Annotated in this window: 21 protein-coding genes; 16 read left to right on the forward strand and 5 right to left on the reverse strand. The window is 67.9% G+C overall.

Annotation, left to right across the window (positions count from 1 at the left end; all coding sequences use genetic code 11):
- Window positions 1–21: 21 nt before the first annotated feature.
- The 6 genes from DM816_RS19865 (at window position 22) to DM816_RS19890 (ending at window position 5,228) form a co-directional block, all read left to right on the forward strand.
- The gene (locus DM816_RS19865) at window positions 22–2,400 is read left to right on the forward strand and encodes an FtsK/SpoIIIE family DNA translocase (RefSeq protein ID WP_117211817.1); all 2,379 of its coding nucleotides are present in this window, start codon (window positions 22–24) and stop codon (window positions 2,398–2,400) included.
- A gap of 437 nt (window positions 2,401–2,837) precedes the next feature.
- A complete protein-coding gene (locus tag DM816_RS19870) occupies window positions 2,838–3,299 on the forward strand; it encodes a DUF6232 family protein (protein WP_117211819.1) in 462 nt (153 codons plus the stop codon).
- 117 nt (window positions 3,300–3,416) lie between these two features.
- On the forward strand, window positions 3,417–4,298 hold the full coding sequence (locus tag DM816_RS19875; protein ID WP_162907641.1) for a helix-turn-helix domain-containing protein: 882 nt from the start codon (window positions 3,417–3,419) through the stop codon (window positions 4,296–4,298).
- 56 nt (window positions 4,299–4,354) lie between these two features.
- On the forward strand, window positions 4,355–4,543 hold the full coding sequence (locus tag DM816_RS19880; RefSeq protein WP_117211823.1) for a DUF397 domain-containing protein: 189 nt from the start codon (window positions 4,355–4,357) through the stop codon (window positions 4,541–4,543).
- Between the two features lie 86 nt (window positions 4,544–4,629).
- Complete coding sequence (locus DM816_RS19885) at window positions 4,630–4,830, forward strand: DUF397 domain-containing protein (protein ID WP_117211825.1); 201 nt, start codon at window positions 4,630–4,632, stop codon at window positions 4,828–4,830.
- Between the two features lie 5 nt (window positions 4,831–4,835).
- Window positions 4,836–5,228: a hypothetical protein gene (locus tag DM816_RS19890; RefSeq protein WP_117211827.1), complete on the forward strand. Its 393-nt coding sequence runs from the start codon at window positions 4,836–4,838 to the stop codon at window positions 5,226–5,228.
- On the opposite strand, the gene DM816_RS19895 is transcribed toward DM816_RS19890, so the two are convergent.
- Window positions 5,171–5,881: an NUDIX hydrolase gene (locus DM816_RS19895; protein WP_117211829.1), complete on the reverse strand. Its 711-nt coding sequence runs from the start codon at window positions 5,879–5,881 to the stop codon at window positions 5,171–5,173. The two genes, DM816_RS19890 and DM816_RS19895, sit on opposite strands and share 58 nt — an antisense overlap.
- 118 nt (window positions 5,882–5,999) lie before the next feature.
- Between DM816_RS19895 and DM816_RS19900 the strand changes: the two genes are divergently transcribed.
- Window positions 6,000–6,797 carry a 5'-methylthioadenosine/S-adenosylhomocysteine nucleosidase family protein gene (locus DM816_RS19900; protein ID WP_117211831.1) on the forward strand — a complete coding sequence of 266 codons (798 nt, stop codon included), beginning with the start codon at window positions 6,000–6,002 and terminating at the stop codon, window positions 6,795–6,797.
- 5 nt (window positions 6,798–6,802) lie between these two features.
- On the opposite strand, the gene DM816_RS19905 is transcribed toward DM816_RS19900, so the two are convergent.
- Together DM816_RS19905 and DM816_RS43840 are read right to left on the reverse strand one after the other, a co-directional pair.
- Complete coding sequence (locus DM816_RS19905) at window positions 6,803–7,579, reverse strand: DUF5919 domain-containing protein (RefSeq protein ID WP_117211833.1); 777 nt, start codon at window positions 7,577–7,579, stop codon at window positions 6,803–6,805.
- 33 nt (window positions 7,580–7,612) lie between these two features.
- Window positions 7,613–7,849, reverse strand: a complete 237-nt coding sequence (locus DM816_RS43840) for a MarR family winged helix-turn-helix transcriptional regulator (protein ID WP_211588774.1) — start codon at window positions 7,847–7,849, stop codon at window positions 7,613–7,615.
- Between the two features lie 219 nt (window positions 7,850–8,068).
- On the opposite strand from DM816_RS43840, the gene DM816_RS19915 reads away from it, so the two are divergent.
- From DM816_RS19915 to DM816_RS19930, 4 genes are all read left to right on the forward strand, one after another.
- Window positions 8,069–8,698 (forward strand): helix-turn-helix transcriptional regulator, encoded by a 630-nt coding sequence (locus tag DM816_RS19915; protein WP_117211834.1) that lies wholly within the window; start codon window positions 8,069–8,071, stop codon window positions 8,696–8,698.
- Entirely contained in the window at window positions 8,695–9,132 is a 438-nt protein-coding gene (locus DM816_RS19920; protein ID WP_117211835.1) for a DUF3291 domain-containing protein, read from the forward strand. The genes DM816_RS19915 and DM816_RS19920 overlap by 4 nt, the downstream gene beginning before the upstream one ends.
- 70 nt (window positions 9,133–9,202) lie before the next feature.
- Window positions 9,203–10,306: a low temperature requirement protein A gene (locus tag DM816_RS19925; protein WP_117211836.1), complete on the forward strand. Its 1,104-nt coding sequence runs from the start codon at window positions 9,203–9,205 to the stop codon at window positions 10,304–10,306.
- Between the two features lie 84 nt (window positions 10,307–10,390).
- On the forward strand, window positions 10,391–12,007 hold the full coding sequence (locus DM816_RS19930; RefSeq protein WP_246002061.1) for a fibronectin type III domain-containing protein: 1,617 nt from the start codon (window positions 10,391–10,393) through the stop codon (window positions 12,005–12,007).
- Window positions 12,008–12,060: 53 nt separating this feature from the next.
- On the opposite strand, the gene DM816_RS19935 is transcribed toward DM816_RS19930, so the two are convergent.
- Window positions 12,061–14,895 carry an AfsR/SARP family transcriptional regulator gene (locus DM816_RS19935; RefSeq protein WP_162907642.1) on the reverse strand — a complete coding sequence of 945 codons (2,835 nt, stop codon included), beginning with the start codon at window positions 14,893–14,895 and terminating at the stop codon, window positions 12,061–12,063.
- Window positions 14,896–15,003: 108 nt separating this feature from the next.
- Between DM816_RS19935 and rimO the strand changes: the two genes are divergently transcribed.
- From rimO to DM816_RS19955, 4 genes are read left to right on the forward strand one after another with little or no spacing between them, the layout of a single operon-like run.
- Complete coding sequence (gene rimO / locus DM816_RS19940; protein WP_117211844.1) at window positions 15,004–16,401, forward strand: 30S ribosomal protein S12 methylthiotransferase RimO; 1,398 nt, start codon at window positions 15,004–15,006, stop codon at window positions 16,399–16,401.
- 13 nt (window positions 16,402–16,414) lie between these two features.
- Window positions 16,415–17,041: a CDP-diacylglycerol--glycerol-3-phosphate 3-phosphatidyltransferase gene (gene pgsA / locus DM816_RS19945; protein ID WP_117211839.1), complete on the forward strand. Its 627-nt coding sequence runs from the start codon at window positions 16,415–16,417 to the stop codon at window positions 17,039–17,041.
- Window positions 17,038–17,829 carry an arylamine N-acetyltransferase family protein gene (locus DM816_RS19950; protein ID WP_117211840.1) on the forward strand — a complete coding sequence of 264 codons (792 nt, stop codon included), beginning with the start codon at window positions 17,038–17,040 and terminating at the stop codon, window positions 17,827–17,829. Before pgsA ends, DM816_RS19950 begins: the two co-directional genes overlap by 4 nt.
- The gene (locus DM816_RS19955) at window positions 17,811–18,281 is read left to right on the forward strand and encodes a CinA family protein (RefSeq protein WP_117211841.1); all 471 of its coding nucleotides are present in this window, start codon (window positions 17,811–17,813) and stop codon (window positions 18,279–18,281) included. Before DM816_RS19950 ends, DM816_RS19955 begins: the two co-directional genes overlap by 19 nt.
- Window positions 18,282–18,326: 45 nt before the next feature.
- On the opposite strand, the gene DM816_RS19960 is transcribed toward DM816_RS19955, so the two are convergent.
- Window positions 18,327–19,154, reverse strand: coding sequence for an NAD-dependent epimerase/dehydratase family protein (locus DM816_RS19960; RefSeq protein WP_117211842.1), 828 nt, complete (start codon window positions 19,152–19,154; stop codon window positions 18,327–18,329).
- Between the two features lie 198 nt (window positions 19,155–19,352).
- Between DM816_RS19960 and DM816_RS19965 the strand changes: the two genes are divergently transcribed.
- Window positions 19,353–19,721 (forward strand): helix-turn-helix domain-containing protein (locus DM816_RS19965; protein ID WP_162907643.1); only part of this gene is annotated, 369 nt, incomplete at its 3' end.

Here is a 19,721-nt window from a genome sequence, read left to right on the forward strand (position 1 = left end):
CTGGCGTTAGCCTGAAACATTATGGCGACACGGACCTCTCAGCCGGCTCGCCGCCGTCGGGCGACCACCACCCCGGTCAGACGACGCCCGACGGCGAGGCGACGACGGTACAACAGCCCCCTCGCGGTGATAGCGCGCGCCATCGGCGCGTTGTGGATGGGCGTTGCCCACGGGGTGGGATGGATCGTGCGCGGATTGGGCACGCAGGCGGCCAAGGCCAAGGACCTCGACCCGGAACACCGTCGCGACGGGGTGGGACTGCTCCTGTTAGGACTGTCCGTTTTGCTGGCGGTCGCGATCTGGGGTGGCAACGGCGGGCCCTTGGGCGTCAAACTCGTCACCGCCATCAGATTTTTTATCGGTACCACGTCCGTGGTGCTGCCGATTCTTCTGGGAGTGTCGGCGATCCGGCTGATGCGGTCGGCCCCTGACCCGGCACAGCGCGGCCGGTCGCTGGTCGGCTGGGTGGCTTTGCTGCTCTCGTCGACCGGGCTGCTGGAGATCGTGCAGGACCCGGTCGACCTCACGCAGAGCGAGCACATGGCCGGTGGCCTGATCGGCATCATCGTGGGCAAGCTGGAGTTCGCCGTCACCGCGTGGGTGGCGATCCCGTTGCTGCTGCTGCTTTTCGTGTTCGGTGTGCTGGTGGTGACCGCGACGCCGATCAACAAGATCCCGGAGCGGCTGGCCCACCTGCGCGACCTGTTCATCGGCAAGCCGCTGTCGGAGGAGTCCCCCGATGGCGACGAGGACACGGTGCCGGTGCAGCGCAAGCGGCGCCCGTTGCCGCCACCGGTCGACTTGAATGAGCCCGACGAGGAGGAACCTCACGAAACCGTGCCGGTGCCCAAGCCGGCGAAGGTGAAGCCCGCGCCGCCCACGCATACGCCGCCGCCCACTAAGACGGAGCAGTTGGTGCTGCCCAGCCTCGGTGGGGAATATGTGCTGCCTCCGTCCAATTTGCTGCGCCCGGGGGAGCCGTCCAAGCAGCGATCGAAGGTTAACGATGAGGTGATCGCGGCGCTGACCCACGTGTTCGACCAGTTCGATGTGGACGCCGCGGTGACGGGCTTCACGCGCGGGCCGACGGTCACGCGGTACGAGGTGGAGCTCGGGCTGGGCGTGAAGGTCGAACGGATCACGGCCCTGTCGCGCAACATCGCGTACGCGGTGAAAAGCCCCGATGTGCGGATCCTGAGCCCGATCCCGGGCAAGAGCGCGGTCGGCGTGGAGATCCCCAACACCGACCGCGAAGACGTGTCGCTGGGCGACGTGCTGCGCTCGCGGGTGGCCACCTCGGACAACCACCCGATGATCGTGGGGCTCGGCAAGGACATCGAGGGCGGGTACGTGGTGGCCAACCTCGCGAAGATGCCGCACATCCTGATCGCGGGCGCCACCGGGGCCGGCAAGTCGTCGTGCTTGAACACGCTGCTGGTGTCGATCCTGGCGCGCGCGACCCCCGATCAGGTGCGGCTGCTGCTCATCGACCCGAAGCGGGTGGAGCTCACCGGCTATGAGGGCATCCCGCATCTGGTGTCGCCGATCGTCACCAACCCCAAGAAGGCGGCCGACGCGCTGGAGTGGGTCGTGCGCGAGATGGACATGCGCTACGACGACCTGGCCGCGGCGGGAGTCCGGCACATCGACGACTACAACCGCAAGCTGCGGGCCGGGCAGATCAAGCCGCCACCGGGGTCGGAGCGTCAGCTCACGCCGTACCCGTACCTGTTGGTGATCGTCGATGAGCTGGCGGACCTGATGATGGTGGCCCCGCGCGACGTCGAGGACTCGATCGTGCGGATCACGCAGCTGGCCCGCGCGGCAGGCATCCACCTGGTGCTGGCCACGCAGCGGCCGAGCGTCGACGTGGTCACCGGGCTCATCAAGGCCAACGTGCCGTCGCGGCTCGCGTTCGCCACGAGCTCACTGGCCGACTCCCGGGTCATCCTGGACCAGCCGGGCGCCGAGAAGCTCATCGGGCGCGGCGACGCGCTGTTCCTGCCCATGGGCGCGTCCAAACCCCAACGACTGCAAGGGGCGTGGGTCGCCGAGGGCGAGATCAACGACGTCGTGGCGTTCTGCAAGCGGCAGCGCGAGCCCGAGTTCCGGCCCGACGTCACCGCGCCGCCTCCGCCGGATCCCAAGAAGAAGGCCGAAGAGGAGATCGGTGAGGATCTCGAACTGCTGGTGCAGGCGATCGAGCTGGTGGTGGTGTCGCAGCTGGGCTCGACCAGCATGCTGCAGCGCAAGCTGCGGGTCGGGTTCGCCAAGGCCGGCCGGTTGATGGACCTCATGGAGACGCGCGGGATCGTGGGGCCTTCGGAGGGGTCGAAGGCGCGCGAGGTACTTATAAAGCCTGATGAACTGCCCGAAATCATGGCCCAACTGGGTCAATAAAACCCTGCTGGTTTGGTTTCTTCAGGCCAAGCCGTGATTGTGGCGCAAGTTGTCGCGGCCGGCCGGCGCTTCGGTCTCGGAGATGTCGGCCTTCGGCCGCCACACCGCGACCCGGAAAAGCCGGCGAAGGGACCGCGGCCACCCGCTGCGGGACAGAGACGTGAATGAACATGCCGCAATCTGCCATATGGCAGATCGGCATATGGCGATCACCGTCCGTGAGACTCATACTCGGGAAAAGAGACGGCACCCGGGCAGCCACCCAGGTGCCGCTCGCGGCCGGAATATGCGTTGTCTGGCGGATCCGCGGTGTCGGGCGGCCGCCGCCGATGCTCACCGACCGTGGCCACACCCCTCACCGAGGAGGCAGACCCCATGGTGTCGCCATCGTTGCCCAGCCATCTCCCTCCTCGCCATGGCCGAAACAGGAGGAGAAGATGCCCATCTTCTATCGGGGGCCCGGCGCCCACATCACCCACGAGGTGTTCCAGGTGCTCGGCCCGATCAGCCGCTCGTTTGCCATCCGCGAACTGCGGCGCATCCACATCGTCCAGACCCAGGACGACGGCGACGGCGCGCTCGCCCGGCTGATCAAGGGCGGCGCGGTCGTCCTGTCGGCCGTGGCGCTCGTCGTCGCCTTGACCACGAACGGGATGGACACCGCAGCAATGTGGACGATTCTGGCCCTGTTGGTGGTCGGTGTGTCGGCTACGGTCTCGGCCGGCTGCTGGCGCACGCCTGCGCCGCCCTACGAACTGCGGGCCACCTATCGCGGGCAAATCGTGTGCCTGCTGCGCACACCCGACGAGAAACTGCTCGGGCAGGTGAGCCGGGCGCTGCTGCGGGCATTGGAGCTCGCCGATATGCAACCGGATGCGGGAGCCGACCGTCGGGTGTAGTGTTCGCTGCGACATGTCGTTTGGCGGCGCGTCGCTTTGCTTTACGGCTCAGCCACAGCAGGGGCGCCGACAGTGAGGTCGATTGAAGTATATATGGCTCAGGGTGAATCTCCAGCGGTGGCCCGCCGCCGCCTCCGGCTCGCGCTGCGTCACGCGCGCGAGGAGAAAGGGTTCACCCAGGGCCAGGTCGCTGCCGCGCTTGAGTGGTCGCTGTCCAAGGTGCAGCGCATAGAGTCCGGCGACGTCACCGTCTCGCGCACCGATCTGACCGCGCTGCTCGACCACCTCGGCGTCACCGACCCCGACTCGATCGGCGAGCTGATCGAGATCGCCCGCACCTCCCGCCGCAAGGGTTGGTGGGACGACCCGCACTATCGCCAGCATTTGACCCCGGCGACCATGCGGCTGCTTCAATTCGAGAGCGAAGCGACGGCCATCCGCATCTTCCAGCCCACCTTGATTCCGGGTCTCATCCAGACGCCCGCCTATGCCCAAGCCGTGTTGCACTCGTGGCAGGACGAGCTGTCCGATGAGGACCGTGCGGTGCGGTTCGAGGTGCGCATGCGCCGGCGCGAATATGTGTTCGATCGGGAACATCCACCGCGTTACCTGCTGGTCCTGGACGAGTCGGTGCTCCTTCGCGAGGTGGGCGGGCCACGCGTGATGGCCGAACAGCTCAACCATCTGCTGGCTCACGCACGCGACGGATATCTGACAATGCGGATCGTGCCATTTCAAAGATCGGCGCCGATCGCGATGCTCAATCACTTCAGCGTGATCGACCTCGGCGAGGACGAGAATGCCGTTCTCTATCGGGAGGCTCAGCTCACGGACGAGATCGACGAGTCTCCGGAAGACGTCCAGAGATATCGGGCGCGCTTCGAGCGCATGTGGGACGTGGCGCTGAGTCAGGAAGCGTCGGTCAGACGTGTCGAGGCAAGGGTCGCCGATATTCTGTCGTCGCTCGACAGAGACGAGCCGCTGCGGAGCGACACTTGATCGCCTCGCGGGCGTTGAAAGACATGGCTACCCCTATGTCCAACTAGGAGACCTTTGTGGAAACTTCCTGGAGGAAGAGCACCAAGTGTGAGTCAAGCGGTTGCGTCGAGGTCGCGGAGGCAGGCCAAATGATTTTGGTTCGCGACTCGAAGAACCCGCACGGGCCGACGCTTAGCTTCACTCGATCCTCCTGGCGCGACTTTGTCGCGGCCATCCGTGATGGAGCCTACGACAAAGCCAACTGAAGAAACGTGCCAATCACCTTCACCTCCTTTGTCGGTACCTATCCATGCTTCGTAGGCTGAATGACTGGCGATATAGGAGGTGAAGCGTGAGCGCCCATGGCGACCAGCTTGAATGGGTAAGAGCGGACGACTGCGAGTCCAACGGTTGCGTCGAAGTCGCCGCGGCCGATGGCGCGATCCTTATTCGCAACTCCCGATACCCGGACGGTGCCCGGCTGAGCTTCACCCGGCAGGAGTGGCTCGAGTTTGTGGAGGGTGTGCGGACCGGACGGTTTGTGGTGGACTGACACCCGTGTTTGACGTGCTGGGGCTTTGGGACTACGACGATCCTGCCGGCTCACGGGAGCGGTTCATGGCCGCGCTCGCGCAGGAGCGCGACGTGGTGCGCCGGCAGGTGCTGCTGACCCAGGTGGCGCGGGCCGACGCGGGGCGGTGGGACGAGGCTTATCCGCTGTTCGACCGGGCGGTGCAGGCCCGAGCGAGGGTCCTTGACGGCCGGGCGGCCGCCTATTCGCTTCATGTGGCGCGGTGGACCAGGGCCCGTGCCGCGCGTGCGCTGGGCCGCCACGACGAGGCCCTGGCCGAGCTGCGTGAGCTGGCGCGGACCGAGATCGGGGCGGCCGACGACTACGTGGCCGAGGAGATCGAGGCTAACGAATCCGATCTGCGGAGCATGGGCGGATAGAGCGCGGTCGCCGGGCCGCGCCGGTAGAGCAGCGCCGGCCGGCCGATCAGGGGATTGCGGCGGGCGGCCGACTGTTCGAGGAATCCCTTGGTACCAACAACTTTTCTATGAAAATTTCTTGGATCTATTCTGGTACCCCACACGACCTCGTAGACCCGGCGCAGATCGCTCACCGTGAACAGTTCGGGGCAGAAGGCGGCCGCGAGGGTCGTGTATTCCAATTTGGACCGGGCCATCTCGACCGCGTCGCGCAGGATGTCGGCATGGTCGAAGGCGAGCGAGCCCACCCGCGAGACGTTGGCCCACTTGGCACTGCGCGCGTCGGAGCCCGCCGTGGGCATGGGCAGGTCGGGGGCGACGGCGAGGTAGGCGACCGTCACCACCCGGCCGCGTGGGTCGCGTCCGGGCGTCGCATAGGTGCGCACCTGTTCCAGGTGAAGGTGGCGTCCTTCGAGCCCGGTCTCCTCGGACAGCTCGCGCAGCGCGGCGTCGTCGATGTCCTCGTCCGGCCGGATGAACCCGCCGGGTAACGCCCACTGTCCTTGGAACGGCTGGTTTCCGCGCTCGATGAGCAACACTTTTAACCGGTTGTCGCGGATGGTCAGGATGACCAGATCCACGGTGACGGTTGCCTGCACGTGTTCTCGGTTCATGGGTACAGGTTAGCTTCTCGTCATCTTGACAATAAATAGCCGAAAAGCATACAGTTAGTTTTCGTCAGTCTGAGGAAAATAGCGCCGTGTCCGCCAGGACGGTCAACGTGGGGCAGCGATGACGCATCCGAGCGTCTATAACCGACAGTCCGAATTGGAGCGCCAGGCGGGTGGCGGGCGCGCCGATATCGGCGTGCTCACCGTGCTGAGCGCGGAGTTGCGCGCGGTCGTTGCCATGCTGCGCCGCCGTCCCGGGTTCATGACGCGCGACCTGCCCGACGGGGGCGTGGCATATGAGGCGATGGTCGACCGGGCGCGGGCGGTGGCCCTTCAGGCCGTCGAGCCGGGCCGGCGTAGCGCGGCCGTCGCCTACGCCGCGCTGAGCAGGCTGTGCTCACCCAAGGTGGTCGCGCTGGTCGGTGTGGCGGGTGGAGTGCACGACGACGTGGGCCTCGGCGACGTCGTGATCAGCGATCAGATCATCCACTACGAGGAGAGCGACTCCGGCAGGACCACGCAGCTGAGCGGCTATATCCTGCGGCGAGTCAACGAGTTCTTCGCCGCGCACGACAACCCGCTGTACCAGGTCAGCCCCAGCACGGGGCGCACCTTCAAGGTGCTGCGCGGCCCGATCGGCTCGGGCGAGGCGGTCATCGCCGACGCCGCCTCGCAGGTGCGCGCCTATCTGGCCGCGTGCAACGACAAGACACTCGCGATCGAGACCGAGGCGGGCGGGGTGGCGCAGGCGTTCTACGAGCGGGCGGCGTCGGATCGAGGAGTGCTCGGGTGGCTGTCGATCCGCGGGATCAGCGATCTGGCGGGCGTGGACCGTGACGACCTGTTCCACGACATCGCCTCCCGGCACGCGGCCGAGACGCTGGAGCGGATCGTGCCCTATCTCGTGCCGGCGGACTAGATGTCCTATTGGGGGGTGGCGGTGAAGTCGGCCGGACGGCCGCCGTCCCAGATGCGCTCGAATTCGAGGGCGAAATGGCGGTACCAGTGCGGCTCCCGGTCGATGGCCAGGGTCAGCACCGGATCCGGCCCAAGGAACCGGTGCGAATAGAGGTCCACTTGGATGATCCCGGTGTGGCCGTCGGGGTCGATCAGCGTGAGCCCGAAAGCCGGGACGAACTGCAGCAGCCGCACCTCCAGGCGCCCCTTGGCCCGCGGCGTGGCGGCGAGCTCGCGCAGCAGGTCGATGGCCGTGGTGAGGCGGTGGTGGAAGATGTGCGCATCGTCGGGGATGACGCTGCGCCGGGCCGCCTCGTGCGGGGCCTGCGAGTCGGGGTCGATCAGGGCGATCCGGATGTGGGCCCCGTCGGCCAGCCGGCGCTGCATCTCGCCCGCGAGGTTGCGGATGGTCCGGTTGAGCGTGACCCCGACTAAGCGCAGGTCGGTCGCGCCGGAGATGTCCAGCCCGATGCCGGAGCGCGACGGTGTCAGGAGCAGATCGGCCGACGGGATGCCCTCGCCGTTGCGCACCAGCCGGGCCAGCTCGTCCACATCGGACTGAAGCTCGGCCACCTGGTGGCGGCTGTTGAGCGCGCTGAGCGCGACCAGTGCGAGCGTGCCGAGCGTCGCGGCCGCGACGACCGGGGTGTCGACGATATCGAGCAGCCCGAGCACGCTTATCACCAGCGCGAGGCCGGCCGTCAGATACAGCTCGAGGTTGCGGCCGAGCCGGGGAATCTGCATCAGGCCAAGTTCTCACATGGCCCACGTGGTTGGCTATGCCCTTTCGCCCCGTTTGCCGTCGGCACCGGTCGCTATGTGCCGCAACGTATCCCGCAGTTTCGCCAGCTCGCCGGTGGGCAGGCCGGTGGCCTTGGCGATGGCCCGCGGGATGCCCTCGGCACGGGCTCGCATGGCCTCACCCTCGCGGGTGAGGCTGATGACGACCGAGCGCTCGTCGCGCGGGTCGCGCGAGCGCCGGACCAGCTGGGCCGCCTCCAGCCGCTTGAGCAAACGGGGAGAGCGTGCCCGAGTCGAGCAGCAGCGCCTCGCCGAGCGCCTTGACGGTGGTGTCGCCGTGCTCCCAGGGCACAAGCAGCACAAGGGATCCCGGGCGCGTTGATCATGAAGGCGACGCGCGCCGTTGAACATGGACGTAAGTTCATGATCAACCGAAAGGAGGAGGTGTGGCGGGCTTGTAAAAATAAGGGGCTTTGGTTTTAGAATGCTCGGGTGGATGAGGGGCAGATCAATAGCGTGGGTGCGCTCGCCGATCCGACCCGGCGGCGGGCATATGAGCTCGTGGTCGAGGCGGGGCGGCCGGTCGGGCGGGATGAGGTCGCCCGCGAGCTGGGCGTCGGGCGGACGCTCGCGGCGTTCCACCTCGACCGTCTGGTGGAGGCCAGGCTGCTGGAGGCGGTCTTCGCGCGGCTGACCGACCGGACCGGTCCCGGGGCGGGGCGGCCCGCCAAGCTCTACCGGCGCAGCGACGCTCAGGTGGAGGTCACCTTGCCCCCACGGTCCTATGTGGAGGTTGGCTCGGTGCTCGCGGAGGCGATCGAGCGGGCCGGCGCGGACCTTGCGCTGCAACGGGTCGCGTTCGAGCGCGGCCGCGCCGCTTCTTCGCAAACGATGGACAATGCTTTGCGAGAGCGCGGATATGAGCCCGCGACCACCCCGGAGGGCGACATCTGCCTTCGCAACTGCCCATTCCACACGCTGGCCGAGGAGTTCCCGCCGCTGATCTGCGGCATGAACCTCGCCCTGCTCACCGGCCTGGCCGAAGGCGCCGGCTGGCCCGTCACCCCCCGCATGCGGCCCGAAAAGGGGCGCTGCTGTGTCGTATTGGAGAGGCAAGGATGAATCTGGCGCAGTTGAACGTCGCCCGCATGCGGTTCCCGTTGGACAGCCCCGAGATGAAGGACTTCGTCGACGCGCTGCCCGAGATCAACGCCCTCGGTGACGCCAGCCCCGGCTTCGTGTGGCGCCTGCAGGGCGACAACGGCGACGCCACCGGCTTTCGCCCTTTCGGCACCGACGATGTCATCATCAACCTGACCGTGTGGGAGTCGGTCGAGGCGCTGCGCGACTTCATCTACCGCACGACACATCTGGAGTTCATGCGGCGCCGGCGAGAATGGTTCACCTATGAGGGTCTCAAAAACCATTTAGTGCTCTGGCCGGTACCGGTCGGGCACACACCGACCATCGAAGAGGCCAAAGCCCGTCTCGACCATCTCGACACCCATGGCCCGACCCCGCACGCCTTCACCCTGCGCCAGGTCATAGGCGGCTGACCGCGCGGGCCTTGGCCGCGATCATAGCGGCGGGCTTTGCGGAACTGCTCGGGTGCGATAAGGATGACGCGTGACAAGTGATCGGCAGCCGCAGCAGCGGGAGTCGAGCGTCCGGGTGTCGACGCTGGAGCTGTTTTTCGACCTGGTGTTCGTGTTCACGGTCACACAGCTGACGGCCTTCCTGGCCGACGAGCTGTCGTGGGGCAACGCGGGCAAGGCGCTGTTGATGCTCGGCGTGATCTGGTGGATGTATGGCGGCTACGCATGGCTCACCAACACCGTGGCGCCCAGTGATGCCGTGCGGCGGGGCCTGCTGATGGCGGGCATGGCCGGATTCCTGCTGATCGCGCTGGCCATCCCCGACGCGTTCGGCGCCAGCGGGTGGGCGTTCGGTGTGGGCTACTTCGTGGTCAACGCGATCCACAGCGGGCTGTTGCTGCGGGCCAACCCGGCCGCGATGCGCATGCTGGCCCCGCTGAACCTGCTCAGCGCCGGACTGGTGCTGGTGGGCGGGTTCGTGCCGGGCGACTGGCGCTGGGCCGTGTGGCTGGCCGCCCTCGCGGTGCAGGCCGGCTCGCCGTACCTGCACCCGCTCAGCGAGTGGGCCATCAACTCCGCCCACTTCGTGGAGCGGCACGGGCTGATCGTGATCGTGGCGCTGGGCGAGTCGATCGTGGCGATCGGCATCGGCGCGCGAGACCTGCCGCTCGACCGGGCCATCGTCGAGGTGGCGCTGCTGGGTCTGGTGATCTCGTTCGGCCTGTGGTGGCTGTACTTCGGCGGCGACGACGAGGCGGCCGAGCACGCGCTCGACGCGACCCCGCCGCTTCACAAGGGGCGCAAGGCGATTCACGCGTTCGGGTTCGCGCACTGGCCGCTGCTGTTCGCTGTGGTCGCGTTCGCGGCGGGCGTGAAGAAGGCGATCCACTACGCGGACGCGGCCGTGTATCTGCCGCAGGCGCTTCTGCTCGCCGGCGGCGTGGCGCTGTTCCTGCTCGCGGACGTGTGGTTCCGGGCTGCGCTGCGTATCGGGCTGCTGCGCTTGCGGGCCATCGGTGCGGCGGTCGCGCTCGCGACCGTCCCGTTAGGACTCGTGTCCACGGCCGGGCAGATGCTCGCCCTTGTCGCCGTGCTGGGCCTCGTGCTGGTGATGGAAAAACTAAGGCACGCTTAAGTATTGATTGCCTTGACTATTGGTTGGCTGCTGAGTATGTTGCTGCTGACAGTTAGGAAACTTTCCTATCGGTTGGGAGCTGCCGTGAAACGAATCCTGTTAATACTCGCGTTAGTCGCATCCACCACGCTCCTAGGCGCTCCACACGCGAGCGCCGCGGAGCTCGCGGTCAACGGCGGCTTCGAAACCGGGTCGCTGTCGCCCTGGTCGTGCAGTCTCGGCTCGGTGGTGACGAGTCCGGTGCACTCGGGCGCGAGGGCTTTGCGCGGCGCGGCGTCCAGTTCGGACAATGCGCGCTGCACGCAGACCGTCAACGGCCTGGTGCCGGGCACCTCCTACACGCTGTCCGGCTGGTTCAACGGCAACTACACCTACCTCGGCGTCACCGGCGGCGCGTCCACCTGGCGCAGCGGATCGTGGGGGCAGCTGTCGCTCACGTTCACCGCCTCCGGCGGCAGCGTGCAGATTTATTTCCATGGTTGGTACGGCCAAGGCGCCTACCATGCCGACGACATCAGCCTGCAGGGACAGGGTGGGGGCAACCCCGGCGGGCCCGGCGCACCGGGCAATCTGCGCTCCACGGGAGTCACGAACACGTCGATTTCGTTGGCGTGGAACGCATCCACGGGCACCGTCTCCGGGTACCGCGTCTATGAGGGCGGCATTCAGCGGCTGCAGACGACGTCGCTCAGCGGCACCATCTCCGGCCTCGGCACGTGCACCACGCACACCTACACCGTGCGCGCCTACAACGCGGCCGGTGAGTCGGCGGGCAGTAATGCGGTCACGGTGACCACCACCGGCTGCACCAATCCCGGCCCGACCGCGATGAAGGCGCCATATCTGTATCTCGGCTGGGGCAACCCGCCATCGGTGTCCACCGTGATGTCGGCGACCGGCATCCGCCAGTTCACCATGGCGTTCATGCTGTCGGGCGGCGGGTGCACGCCGATGTGGGACAGCCAGCGCCCGCTCACCGGCGGCGTCGACCAGCAGGTGATCAACCAGATCCGCGCGGGCGGCGGCGACATCGAGATCTCGTTCGGTGGCTGGAGCGGCAACAAGCTCGGCCCCAACTGCTCCACACCACAGGCGTTGGCCAACGCGTATCAGCAGGTCATCAACGCGTACAACCTGAAATTCATCGACATCGACATCGAGAACACCGACGAGTTCGAAAACGAGGCGGTGCAGGACCGGATCCTCAACGCACTGAAGATCGTCAAGCAGAACAACCCGGGCATCACCACCATCATCACGTTCGGCACGTCGCAGTCCGGGCCAACCTTCTGGGGCACGCGTCTGATCAACCGGTCGCGCGAGCTGCAGGCCAACATCGACAACTTCACCATCATGCCGTTCGACTTCGGTTGCACCGGCAACATGTTCACGTGCACGACGTCGGCGGCCGACGGCCTTCGCAATGCCTTGAAGGCCGCCTATGGCTGGACCGACGACCAGGCGTACCGGCGGATGGGCATCTCCGGCATGAACGGGCTCTCCGACCAGCAGGAGATGACATCCCTGCAACACTGGACCGACATCAAGAATTGGGCGACCGCACGACACATCCCGCGCCTGGCGTTCTGGTCGGTCAACCGCGACCGGCCGTGCCCGGGCGGCGGCGTCACGTCCAACTGCAGCGGCATCTCGCAGCCGGACTGGGAGTTCACCCGGATCACCGCTTCCCATGCGCCGTAGGCACTCAATCTTGTGCGGTCGTGCATGCCATGGCGTGCACGCCCGCACAGGATCTACGCGATCAGCTGGCGGGCTTCGAAACAGCCCGACTCGGTGAACTTGGTGTTCGCGGCGGCCCGGTGGGCTTGGGCCCGCCGGGCGTCGCCCATGCGGGCGGCCAGCGTGCTGATCGCGTCATGCAACATGCCCTCCTCCAATGGATCCGGCGCGCGATCACGCAAGGCTCGGGCGCGCTTCAGGTGTTCCTGCGCGGTTCCTAAGTCGTCCAATGTGGTCAGTACCGAGCCCAGCGCGGTGAGCGCGGCCGCCTCCCCGTGCTCGTCACCCAGCCGGGCGAACAATTCCTGCGCCTGCTCCAGCACGTCGAGCGCGCTGTGGGCCTGGCCGGCACGCACGTGCGCGCGACCGGTCCAGTAGAGGCTGTGCGCGGCCAGGTGCTCCTCGCCGATGACGCTTCCCAAACGATGGGCCGCGCTCAACAGCTCGATCGCCTCCGTGCGGTCGCCTGCGGCCAGGCGGGTCTTGCCCAGCTCGTGCAACACATGGCTTTCGCCGCGCGCGTCGCCCAGCTCCCGCCAGATCGCCAGGGCGCGCCGCAGGCAGCGCTCGCTGAGCGCGAGATCGCCGAGATCCCGCGCCTTGTAACCGACCTTGCCCAGCATGAATCCACTTTGGACGGGATCGCCGAGGGAGTTCGTCAGATCGAGGCCGCGCTGATAGGCGGCCAGCGAGTCCGCGTGCCGGCGCAGCGCGCAGTGCGCGGCGCCGAGCTGATACCACGCCATGGCCTCTTGGGCGGGCTCGCCCTGTTCCTGCCAGATGGCGATCTGCCGCCGGTGCAGGTCGCTCGCGTCCCGCGGGCGGTGGACCTGGAACGCCGCCGTGCCCGCGACACCGAGCATGACGGCCTCGGCGCGCCGGTCACCGGTGCGCCTGGCGGCACGCAATCCCCAGTCGGCGCTGCGAACCAGGTCGGCCGTCCTGGTGCTCGGAAGGTGCGACAGGATATACGCCAGTTGCCAGCATTCGGTATCGAACCCGTGCAGGGCGGCGTCGCGCACGACCACGGGGAAGTTGTCGGCCTCGGCGCTCAGATAGTCCAATGTCGACAGTCGGTCGGCCGTGAACGGCAGCTGCCGGTGATGGTCCGGTCGCAGCGTGACCTGGTCCAGCTGCGGGTTGAGCACGCGATTCGCCCCGTCGGTGATGACGAGGTACCACTCAAGCAGGCGATGCCGGGCGGCGTCGCGCTGGTCGAGCGTCTCGTGCTCCTCCAGCAGCTCGGTGGCGAAGTCTCGTACCAAATCATGAAATCGATACCGGGCGTGCCCGGCGGGTTCGATCAAATGCGCGCCCGACAACCGGTCGAGCAGCCGCGCGGCGGCTCCGGCCGACTGGTTGGCCAGCGCCGCGACCAGATCGGCCGCGAACGACGCGCCGGGGTGCAGGCTCAGCAGCCGGAACGCGCGAGCATCCGATTTGGACAGGGCACGGTACGCCCACAGGAACGCACCGTGCACGCCGCGCGCCTCCGGCAGGCCCTCCGGGTCGGCCCGCAGCTGCGCGCCCGCGATGCGCAGGGCGAGCGGATTGCCGTCGCACAGCCGCGCCACGGCCTTGGCCACGTCCGTGGCGGTCCGGGGGAGCAGCGACAGGGCATCCGATTCGGATAGTGGGCCGAGTTGGTGGTGGTGGCCGGGCACGTCGGCCACGTCGTGGTGGCTCGTCACGATCACCGCGCACGACGGGGAGGCGGGCAGCAGCGGCAGGACCTGCTCGGTGCCCGAGGCGTTGTCCAGCACGATGAGCAGGCGCCGGCCCGCCACGGCCGCGCGGTAGCGGGCGGCCAGCTCGTCGCGGTCGCGCGGCAGCCGCGACTCGTCGGCGCCCAGGCAGCGCAGCAAGGAGATGAGCGCGCCGGAGCGGCCGAGCCCGCGCAGGTCGATGAACAACCTGTCCTCGGGCGCGAACAGGTGCGCGAGTTCCAGCGCCAGGCTGGTCTTACCCATGCCGGGTGGGCCTTCGATACAGACGAGGTGTTTGTCGCGCAGGGTCTCCAGCTCGGTGGTGCGGCCGGCGAAACGCTCGGCGCGCGGAGGCAGGTGTGAGACAACGAATCCGCGCTCGGCCGGAGCGTCCGCGTCGGACAGTGCGGCGGCGAAGGCCTCGGCGAGTTCGTGGCCCGGCTCGACGCCGAGTTCCTCGCGCAGGGTCTGCCGGATCCTGCGGTACGCGTCGATCGCCTCGCCCTTGCGCCCGACCGCGTGCAGCGCGCGGACCAGCAGCGCCTGCGTCATCTCGTCCCACGGCCGGGCTGCGGCCGTCTCCTGGAGCGGGGCAAGCACACCGGCCGCGCCGCCGGTCTCGATCGCCGCGGCGGCGAGCCACGCGACGGCCGTCCAGCGATCGTCCACAAGCGACGAGATGGTGCTCTGGTCGGTGAAGAACACCGCACCCTGCAGCGGATGCCGCCAGCTCGCGAGCGCCGGCTCCAGCAGCTGCCGGACGCGTTCGTGATCGCCCGCGCGGCGGGCCCGTGCCGCCTCGGCCAGGGCGCGCCGCAACCGCAGGGCGTCAACGGATTCGGGCTCGACGGCCAGGGCATAGCCGTCGCCAACGGAGCGCAGGATGTGGCTCGGGCTCCGGGCGGGCCGGTCGGGTTCGAAGGCGCGTCTGAGCCGGGCCACGTAAACCTGGATGATGTTGGCGTGGCTGGGCGGGCGCTCGGCCCCCCACAGCGCTTCGGCCAGGTGTGCCCGCGACAGCGGCTGGCCCGCGGCGAGCGCGAGCAGGGCGAGCAGGCCCTTCTGGCGGGCGGGGCCCAGTTCCAGCTCGGTGTCGTCCAACCAGGCACGGACCGGACCGAGCAGTTGGATGTGCGGGTTCATGCCATCTGCTCCCGATTCTGGAGTCGATGGCATGAGCCTAGGACCTCGTGAATGAAACTGGAAAGGTTCCGGAAAACCTTCGCCGCCGGCGCTCAGTATCCTTGTCGGATGCCTGCTAAACCGTCGGTCGCCCTGCTCACCCTGGGCTGCGCGCGCAATGAGGTCGACTCCGAGGAGCTCGCGGCGCGCCTGTCCGCCGATGGTTGGCAGGTGAGCACCGATGGATCCCAGGCCGATGTGGTGCTCGTCAATACGTGCGGGTTCGTGGAAAAGGCCAAGCAGGACTCGATCGACACGCTGCTCGCCGCGCACGAGACCGGGGCCAAGGTGGTGGCGGCCGGGTGCATGGCCGAGCGCTACGGGCGCGAGCTCGCCGACAGCCTGCCCGAGGCCGACGCAGTGCTGGGCTTCGACGACTACCCGTCGATCTCCGGCACGCTGAGCGCGGTTTTGCGCGGGGAGAAGCCTCCTGCTCATGTGCCGCGGGATCGGCGTGAGCTGTTGCCCATGGCGCCGGTCAAGCGCGCCTCAAACGACGTGGTGATCCCCGGGCACGGGTGGATCACGCGGCAGCGGCTGACCAAGGGCCCGGTGGCCTCGCTGAAGATCGCGAGCGGGTGCGACCGGCGGTGCTCGTTCTGCGCGATCCCGTCCTTCCGCGGCGCGTTCGTCTCGCGCACACCCGATGAGCTGCTCGCCGAGGCCGAATGGCTCGCCCGGTCCGGTGTGCGGGAGCTCGTGCTGGTGAGCGAAAACTCCACGTCGTATGGGAAGGATCTGGGCGACCCGCGGGCGCTGGAGCGGCTGTTGCCCCAGCTGGCCGCGATCGACGGGATCGTGCGCGTGCGGGTGAGCTATCTGCAGCCGGCCGAGACCAGGCCGGGGCTGGTGGAGGTCATCGCGACCACGCCGGGCGTGGCGGCGTACTTCGATCTGTCGTTCCAGCACTCGTCGGAGCCGGTGCTGCGGCGGATGCGGCGCTTCGGCTCGACCGAGCGGTTCCTCGCGCTGTTGGACTCGGTGCGGCGGCTTTCTCCCGAAGCCGGGGCCCGGAGCAACTTCATCGTGGGTTTCCCGGGGGAGAGCCGGGGGGACTATCTGGAGCTGCGGCGCTTCGTCGAGGCGGCGCGGCTCGACGCCATCGGCGTCTTCGACTACTCGGACGAGGACGGCACCGAGGCGGCATCCTTCGACAAAAAGGTGTCCCGGACGGCCATTAAGCGGCGGTACGACGAAATGCTCACGCTGGTCGAGGAGCTGTGCGCGCAGCGGGCGCTCGAACGGGTGGGGTCCACTGTGGACGTTCTGGTGGATTCCGTGGCGGATGGGGTGGTCGAGGGCAGAGCGGCCCATCAGGCGCCCGAAGTGGACGGTTCGACCACGCTGGTGGGCGGGTTCGGGGTACAGCCCGGTGATCTCGTTTCGGCCAAGGTCATCTCGGCCGAAGGTGTCGATCTGGTTGCAGAGCCGCTGGCAATGGTCTCGGCTGTCGTAACGACCGATTAACGTTAGGGTCGTGATGCAGGGACGTCTCCGGCAGGTGCCGTTGGTCAACGCGGCCAACATCCTCACCGCAGCCCGCATCGTGCTGGTGCCGGTCTTCGTCCTATTGGTGATCGTCTCGGACATGACCGATCCCGGGTGGCGGGTCGCCGCGGCCGTGGCCTTCGGTGTCGCGTCGGCCACCGACTTCGTCGACGGCTGGATCGCGCGGCGGTTCGGGCTCGTCACGTCGTTCGGCAAGGTGGCCGACCCCATCGCCGACAAGGCCCTGACCGGGGCGGCGCTCGTGCTGCTGTCGGTCTACGGCGCGCTCGCATGGTGGATCACGGTGGTGATCCTGGTGCGCGAGTGGGGCATCACGCTGATGCGATTCTGGGCCCTCAAATACGGTGTGATGGCGGCGTCCCGGGGCGGCAAACTCAAGACCGTGCTGCAAATCGGCGCCATCGGCTGGATGCTGTTCCCCTTCCCCGCGCCGTGGAGTCATGTGGGGCTGGTGTTGATGTATGCGGCGCTTGCGGTCACGGTGCTGACGGGGGCGGACTACATCGTGGCGGCTTACCGGCTGCGGCGGCTCGGGGTTTCCCCGGCGGAGGGCGAGCGCAGTGACGGGGAAGGCGCTCGCCGAAGGGACGCCGAGTGATCGACGGCTACCTGGCGCTGCTCGGCCTGCCGCGCCGCGGGCCCAGCCTCGACTACCTGTTCGAGTTGCATCGGGCGCAGGTGGAGCGGGTGCCCTACAGCAACCTCGACATCGTGCTCGGCAACCCCGTGCCGATCGACCCGGCGGCGAGCGTTGCCCGGATCCTCGCCGGGCGCGGTGGATACTGCTTCCACCTCAACGGCGCGATGTCGTGGCTGCTGCGCGAGCTCGGCTTCGCCGTGAGCCTGCACGAGGGTTATGTGGCGACGGCGTCCAACCCCGATGCGGCGGAGGTCAACCACCTGCTGCTGCTCGTGCACGACCTGGGCGACCATGCCTGGATCTTCGATGTCGGGCTGGGCGACGGGCTGCACGAGCCCATGCCGCTGCGGATCGGGGTGCACAAACAGGGACCGTTCCGCTATAAGCTTGCCCACACCGGGCGCCGCTGGCGCTTCACGCACGACGAGACCGGCTCATTCGAATACATGGAGTTCGAGTCGGCCGGCACGACCATGGACGCGTTCGAGGAGCCGCACAGGCGGCTGTCGACCGCGGACGACTCGCCCTTTCGCAAGGTCCTCACCGCGCAGATCCGTGGCGCCGACCGGGTCTCGATCGTGCGCGGCTGCACCTGGCTCGACATCGGTGCGGCGGGGCGCGAGGAGCGCACGCTTGAGGAGTTCGAGGAGTGGAGCTCCCGCCTGGCCGCGCTGCACCTGACCGGCTTCGAGGAGCTTTGGCCGCGGACACGGGAGGCGCATGAGGCGTGGCTGTTGACCAGATAGTGGTGCGATTGAGCGCGCTGGGCCAGACGCTGGCCACGGCCGAGTCGCTCACCGCGGGCCTGGTTGCCGCGACCATCGTCGACGTGCCGGGCTCGTCCAAGGTTTTCCGGGGTGGCCTTGTCGTGTATGCGACAGATCTCAAGCACAGCCTGGCCGGGGTCGACGCGGGGCTGCTGGAGCGCGAGGGGCCGGTGAGCCACGATGTGGCGCTCGCCCTGGCGCTTGGGGCACGCGAGCGGTGTGGGGCTGATTGGGGTGTTTCCACGACCGGTGTGGCGGGGCCCACGCCACAGGACGGCGTCGCGGTCGGCACGGTCTTCGTGGCGGTGTGCGGGCCCTCCCCATCGTCGGCCGTCGTGCAGGAGCTCGCGCTCTCCGGCGACCGCCCGACCATCCGCGCCACCACCGTCGCCGCCGCCCTCACCCTCCTGGCCACCGCCCTTTCGGGTTGATCATGAACTTGTGTCCATGCTCGGCGGCGTGTCGTCACGCGGACTTCATGGTCGATCCCAGCCGACCGCCTTGGTGGTGTCCACGATCAGGTTGGTGCTCAACATCGTGTGGAGGTACGACATCGGCCGCAGCATCCAAAGTGGAATCGTGAGCGGCTTGGGTGTTTTGTAGGCGTCCGCGATGGCCTGCACGCGGGCGCCGAAGCTCATGTGCTCGTCGGCGATGTTGTAGGCCTCGCCTGGGCGGCCGTGCTCGATCGCCGCGACCACGGCGCGGGCCGCGCTGGTGAGCTCCACCCACGGCAGCAGGTGCGACGACTTGACCACGGGCAGCATCCGCTTGCGCAGCAACGAGACGATCTCCTCCGTGGCGCCGCCCGTGCCATGGAACAGGCCGAAGCGCAGTGCGACGCCGTTGCCGTACTCGAAAGTCATCTCCTCCTTGGCGCGGATGGCATCTTGCACGGGGCCGGTGCCGAGCGGAGTGTCCTCGCTGAGCGGGCGCGGGCCGTGGTCGCCGAAGCCGTAGCCGAACACCATCGATTCGGAGATGAATTTGGTTGCGCCGAGCGCGCGGGCGGCCTCGATCAGGTTGCGGGTGCCCTCGATGCGCAACGCGTTCGTGGGAGCCATATCACGTTCTCGTAACGGTGGTTTGCGCAATGCGGTCGCGGCATGAACGACCACATCTACCTGGTGGCCCTTGATCGCCTGTATCAGCTCGGCTCGATGGAGAAGATCCGCCGAGATATCATTGGCGGGTCCCCTTCCGAGGGACTTGACGCGGTATCCAGCCTGGTGGAGGGCCTCGCTCACGCGGCGGCCGAAGAAGCCGCTCGCTCCGGCCAGCAGCACGGTTTTCGTGTCGGTCATGCCAGGAGGACGAGAGGTCTACGGGCGTTCGTGACGTCCTCGAGGAGTGACTCGCATCATGACATCTATGATCATGGAAACTTTGTCGGCGGGGCGGGGTGTCGATATCGCTTGGAAGGGGTACGGTTCATGGAAGCCGCCGGTACAAACCGTCGGCTGACGGTTGTCCCTAACGGGCAGACAGTGAGGGGGTGCGCCATGGTGCTTCTGCGTCGAGTGATCGGCGATGCCCTTCGCGCGCGCCGGCAGGGACAGCATCGCACGCTGCGTGAGGTTTCAACGGCCGCCAACGTCAGCCTGGGATACCTGTCCGAGATCGAGCGCGGGCAAAAGGAAGCCTCCAGCGAGCTTCTGGCGTCCATCTGCGACGCACTGGGCGCGCGGCTATCCGAGGTGCTGCGTGATGTGAGCGACACCGTGGCCGTGGCCGAGCAGGTCGAGGGCGTCCTGGCCGACCAGGCCGCGCCCGTGGCAACCCCGGCTCCCGGCGCGCCGGTGCCTGCAGCGGCGGCCGCAAAGGCCGAGCAGGTGTGGGCGACCGACGGCCCGGTCTCCGTGACCGTGCGC

Origin of the sequence: Allorhizocola rhizosphaerae (genome assembly GCF_003426775.1) — a bacterium.
In the GTDB taxonomy this organism is placed as follows: Bacteria; Actinomycetota; Actinomycetes; order Mycobacteriales; family Micromonosporaceae; genus Allorhizocola; species Allorhizocola rhizosphaerae.

Bases quoted from the DNA above. Each gene is read 5' to 3' on its own strand.
- DM816_RS19920 (WP_117211835.1), top strand. From the start codon at position 8,695: ATGAATCTGGCGCAGTTGAACGTCGCCCGCATGCGGTTCCCGTTGGAC.
- DM816_RS19960 (WP_117211842.1), bottom strand. From the start codon at position 19,154: ATGACCGACACGAAAACCGTGCTGCTGGCCGGAGCGAGCGGCTTCTTC.
- DM816_RS19865 (WP_117211817.1), top strand. From the start codon at position 22: ATGGCGACACGGACCTCTCAGCCGGCTCGCCGCCGTCGGGCGACCACC.
- DM816_RS19900 (WP_117211831.1), top strand. From the start codon at position 6,000: ATGACGCATCCGAGCGTCTATAACCGACAGTCCGAATTGGAGCGCCAG.
- DM816_RS19870 (WP_117211819.1), top strand. From the start codon at position 2,838: ATGCCCATCTTCTATCGGGGGCCCGGCGCCCACATCACCCACGAGGTG.
- pgsA (WP_117211839.1), top strand. From the start codon at position 16,415: ATGCAGGGACGTCTCCGGCAGGTGCCGTTGGTCAACGCGGCCAACATC.
- rimO (WP_117211844.1), top strand. From the start codon at position 15,004: ATGCCTGCTAAACCGTCGGTCGCCCTGCTCACCCTGGGCTGCGCGCGC.
- DM816_RS19895 (WP_117211829.1), bottom strand. From the start codon at position 5,881: ATGAACCGAGAACACGTGCAGGCAACCGTCACCGTGGATCTGGTCATC.
- DM816_RS19935 (WP_162907642.1), bottom strand. From the start codon at position 14,895: ATGAACCCGCACATCCAACTGCTCGGTCCGGTCCGTGCCTGGTTGGAC.
- DM816_RS19905 (WP_117211833.1), bottom strand. From the start codon at position 7,579: ATGCAGATTCCCCGGCTCGGCCGCAACCTCGAGCTGTATCTGACGGCC.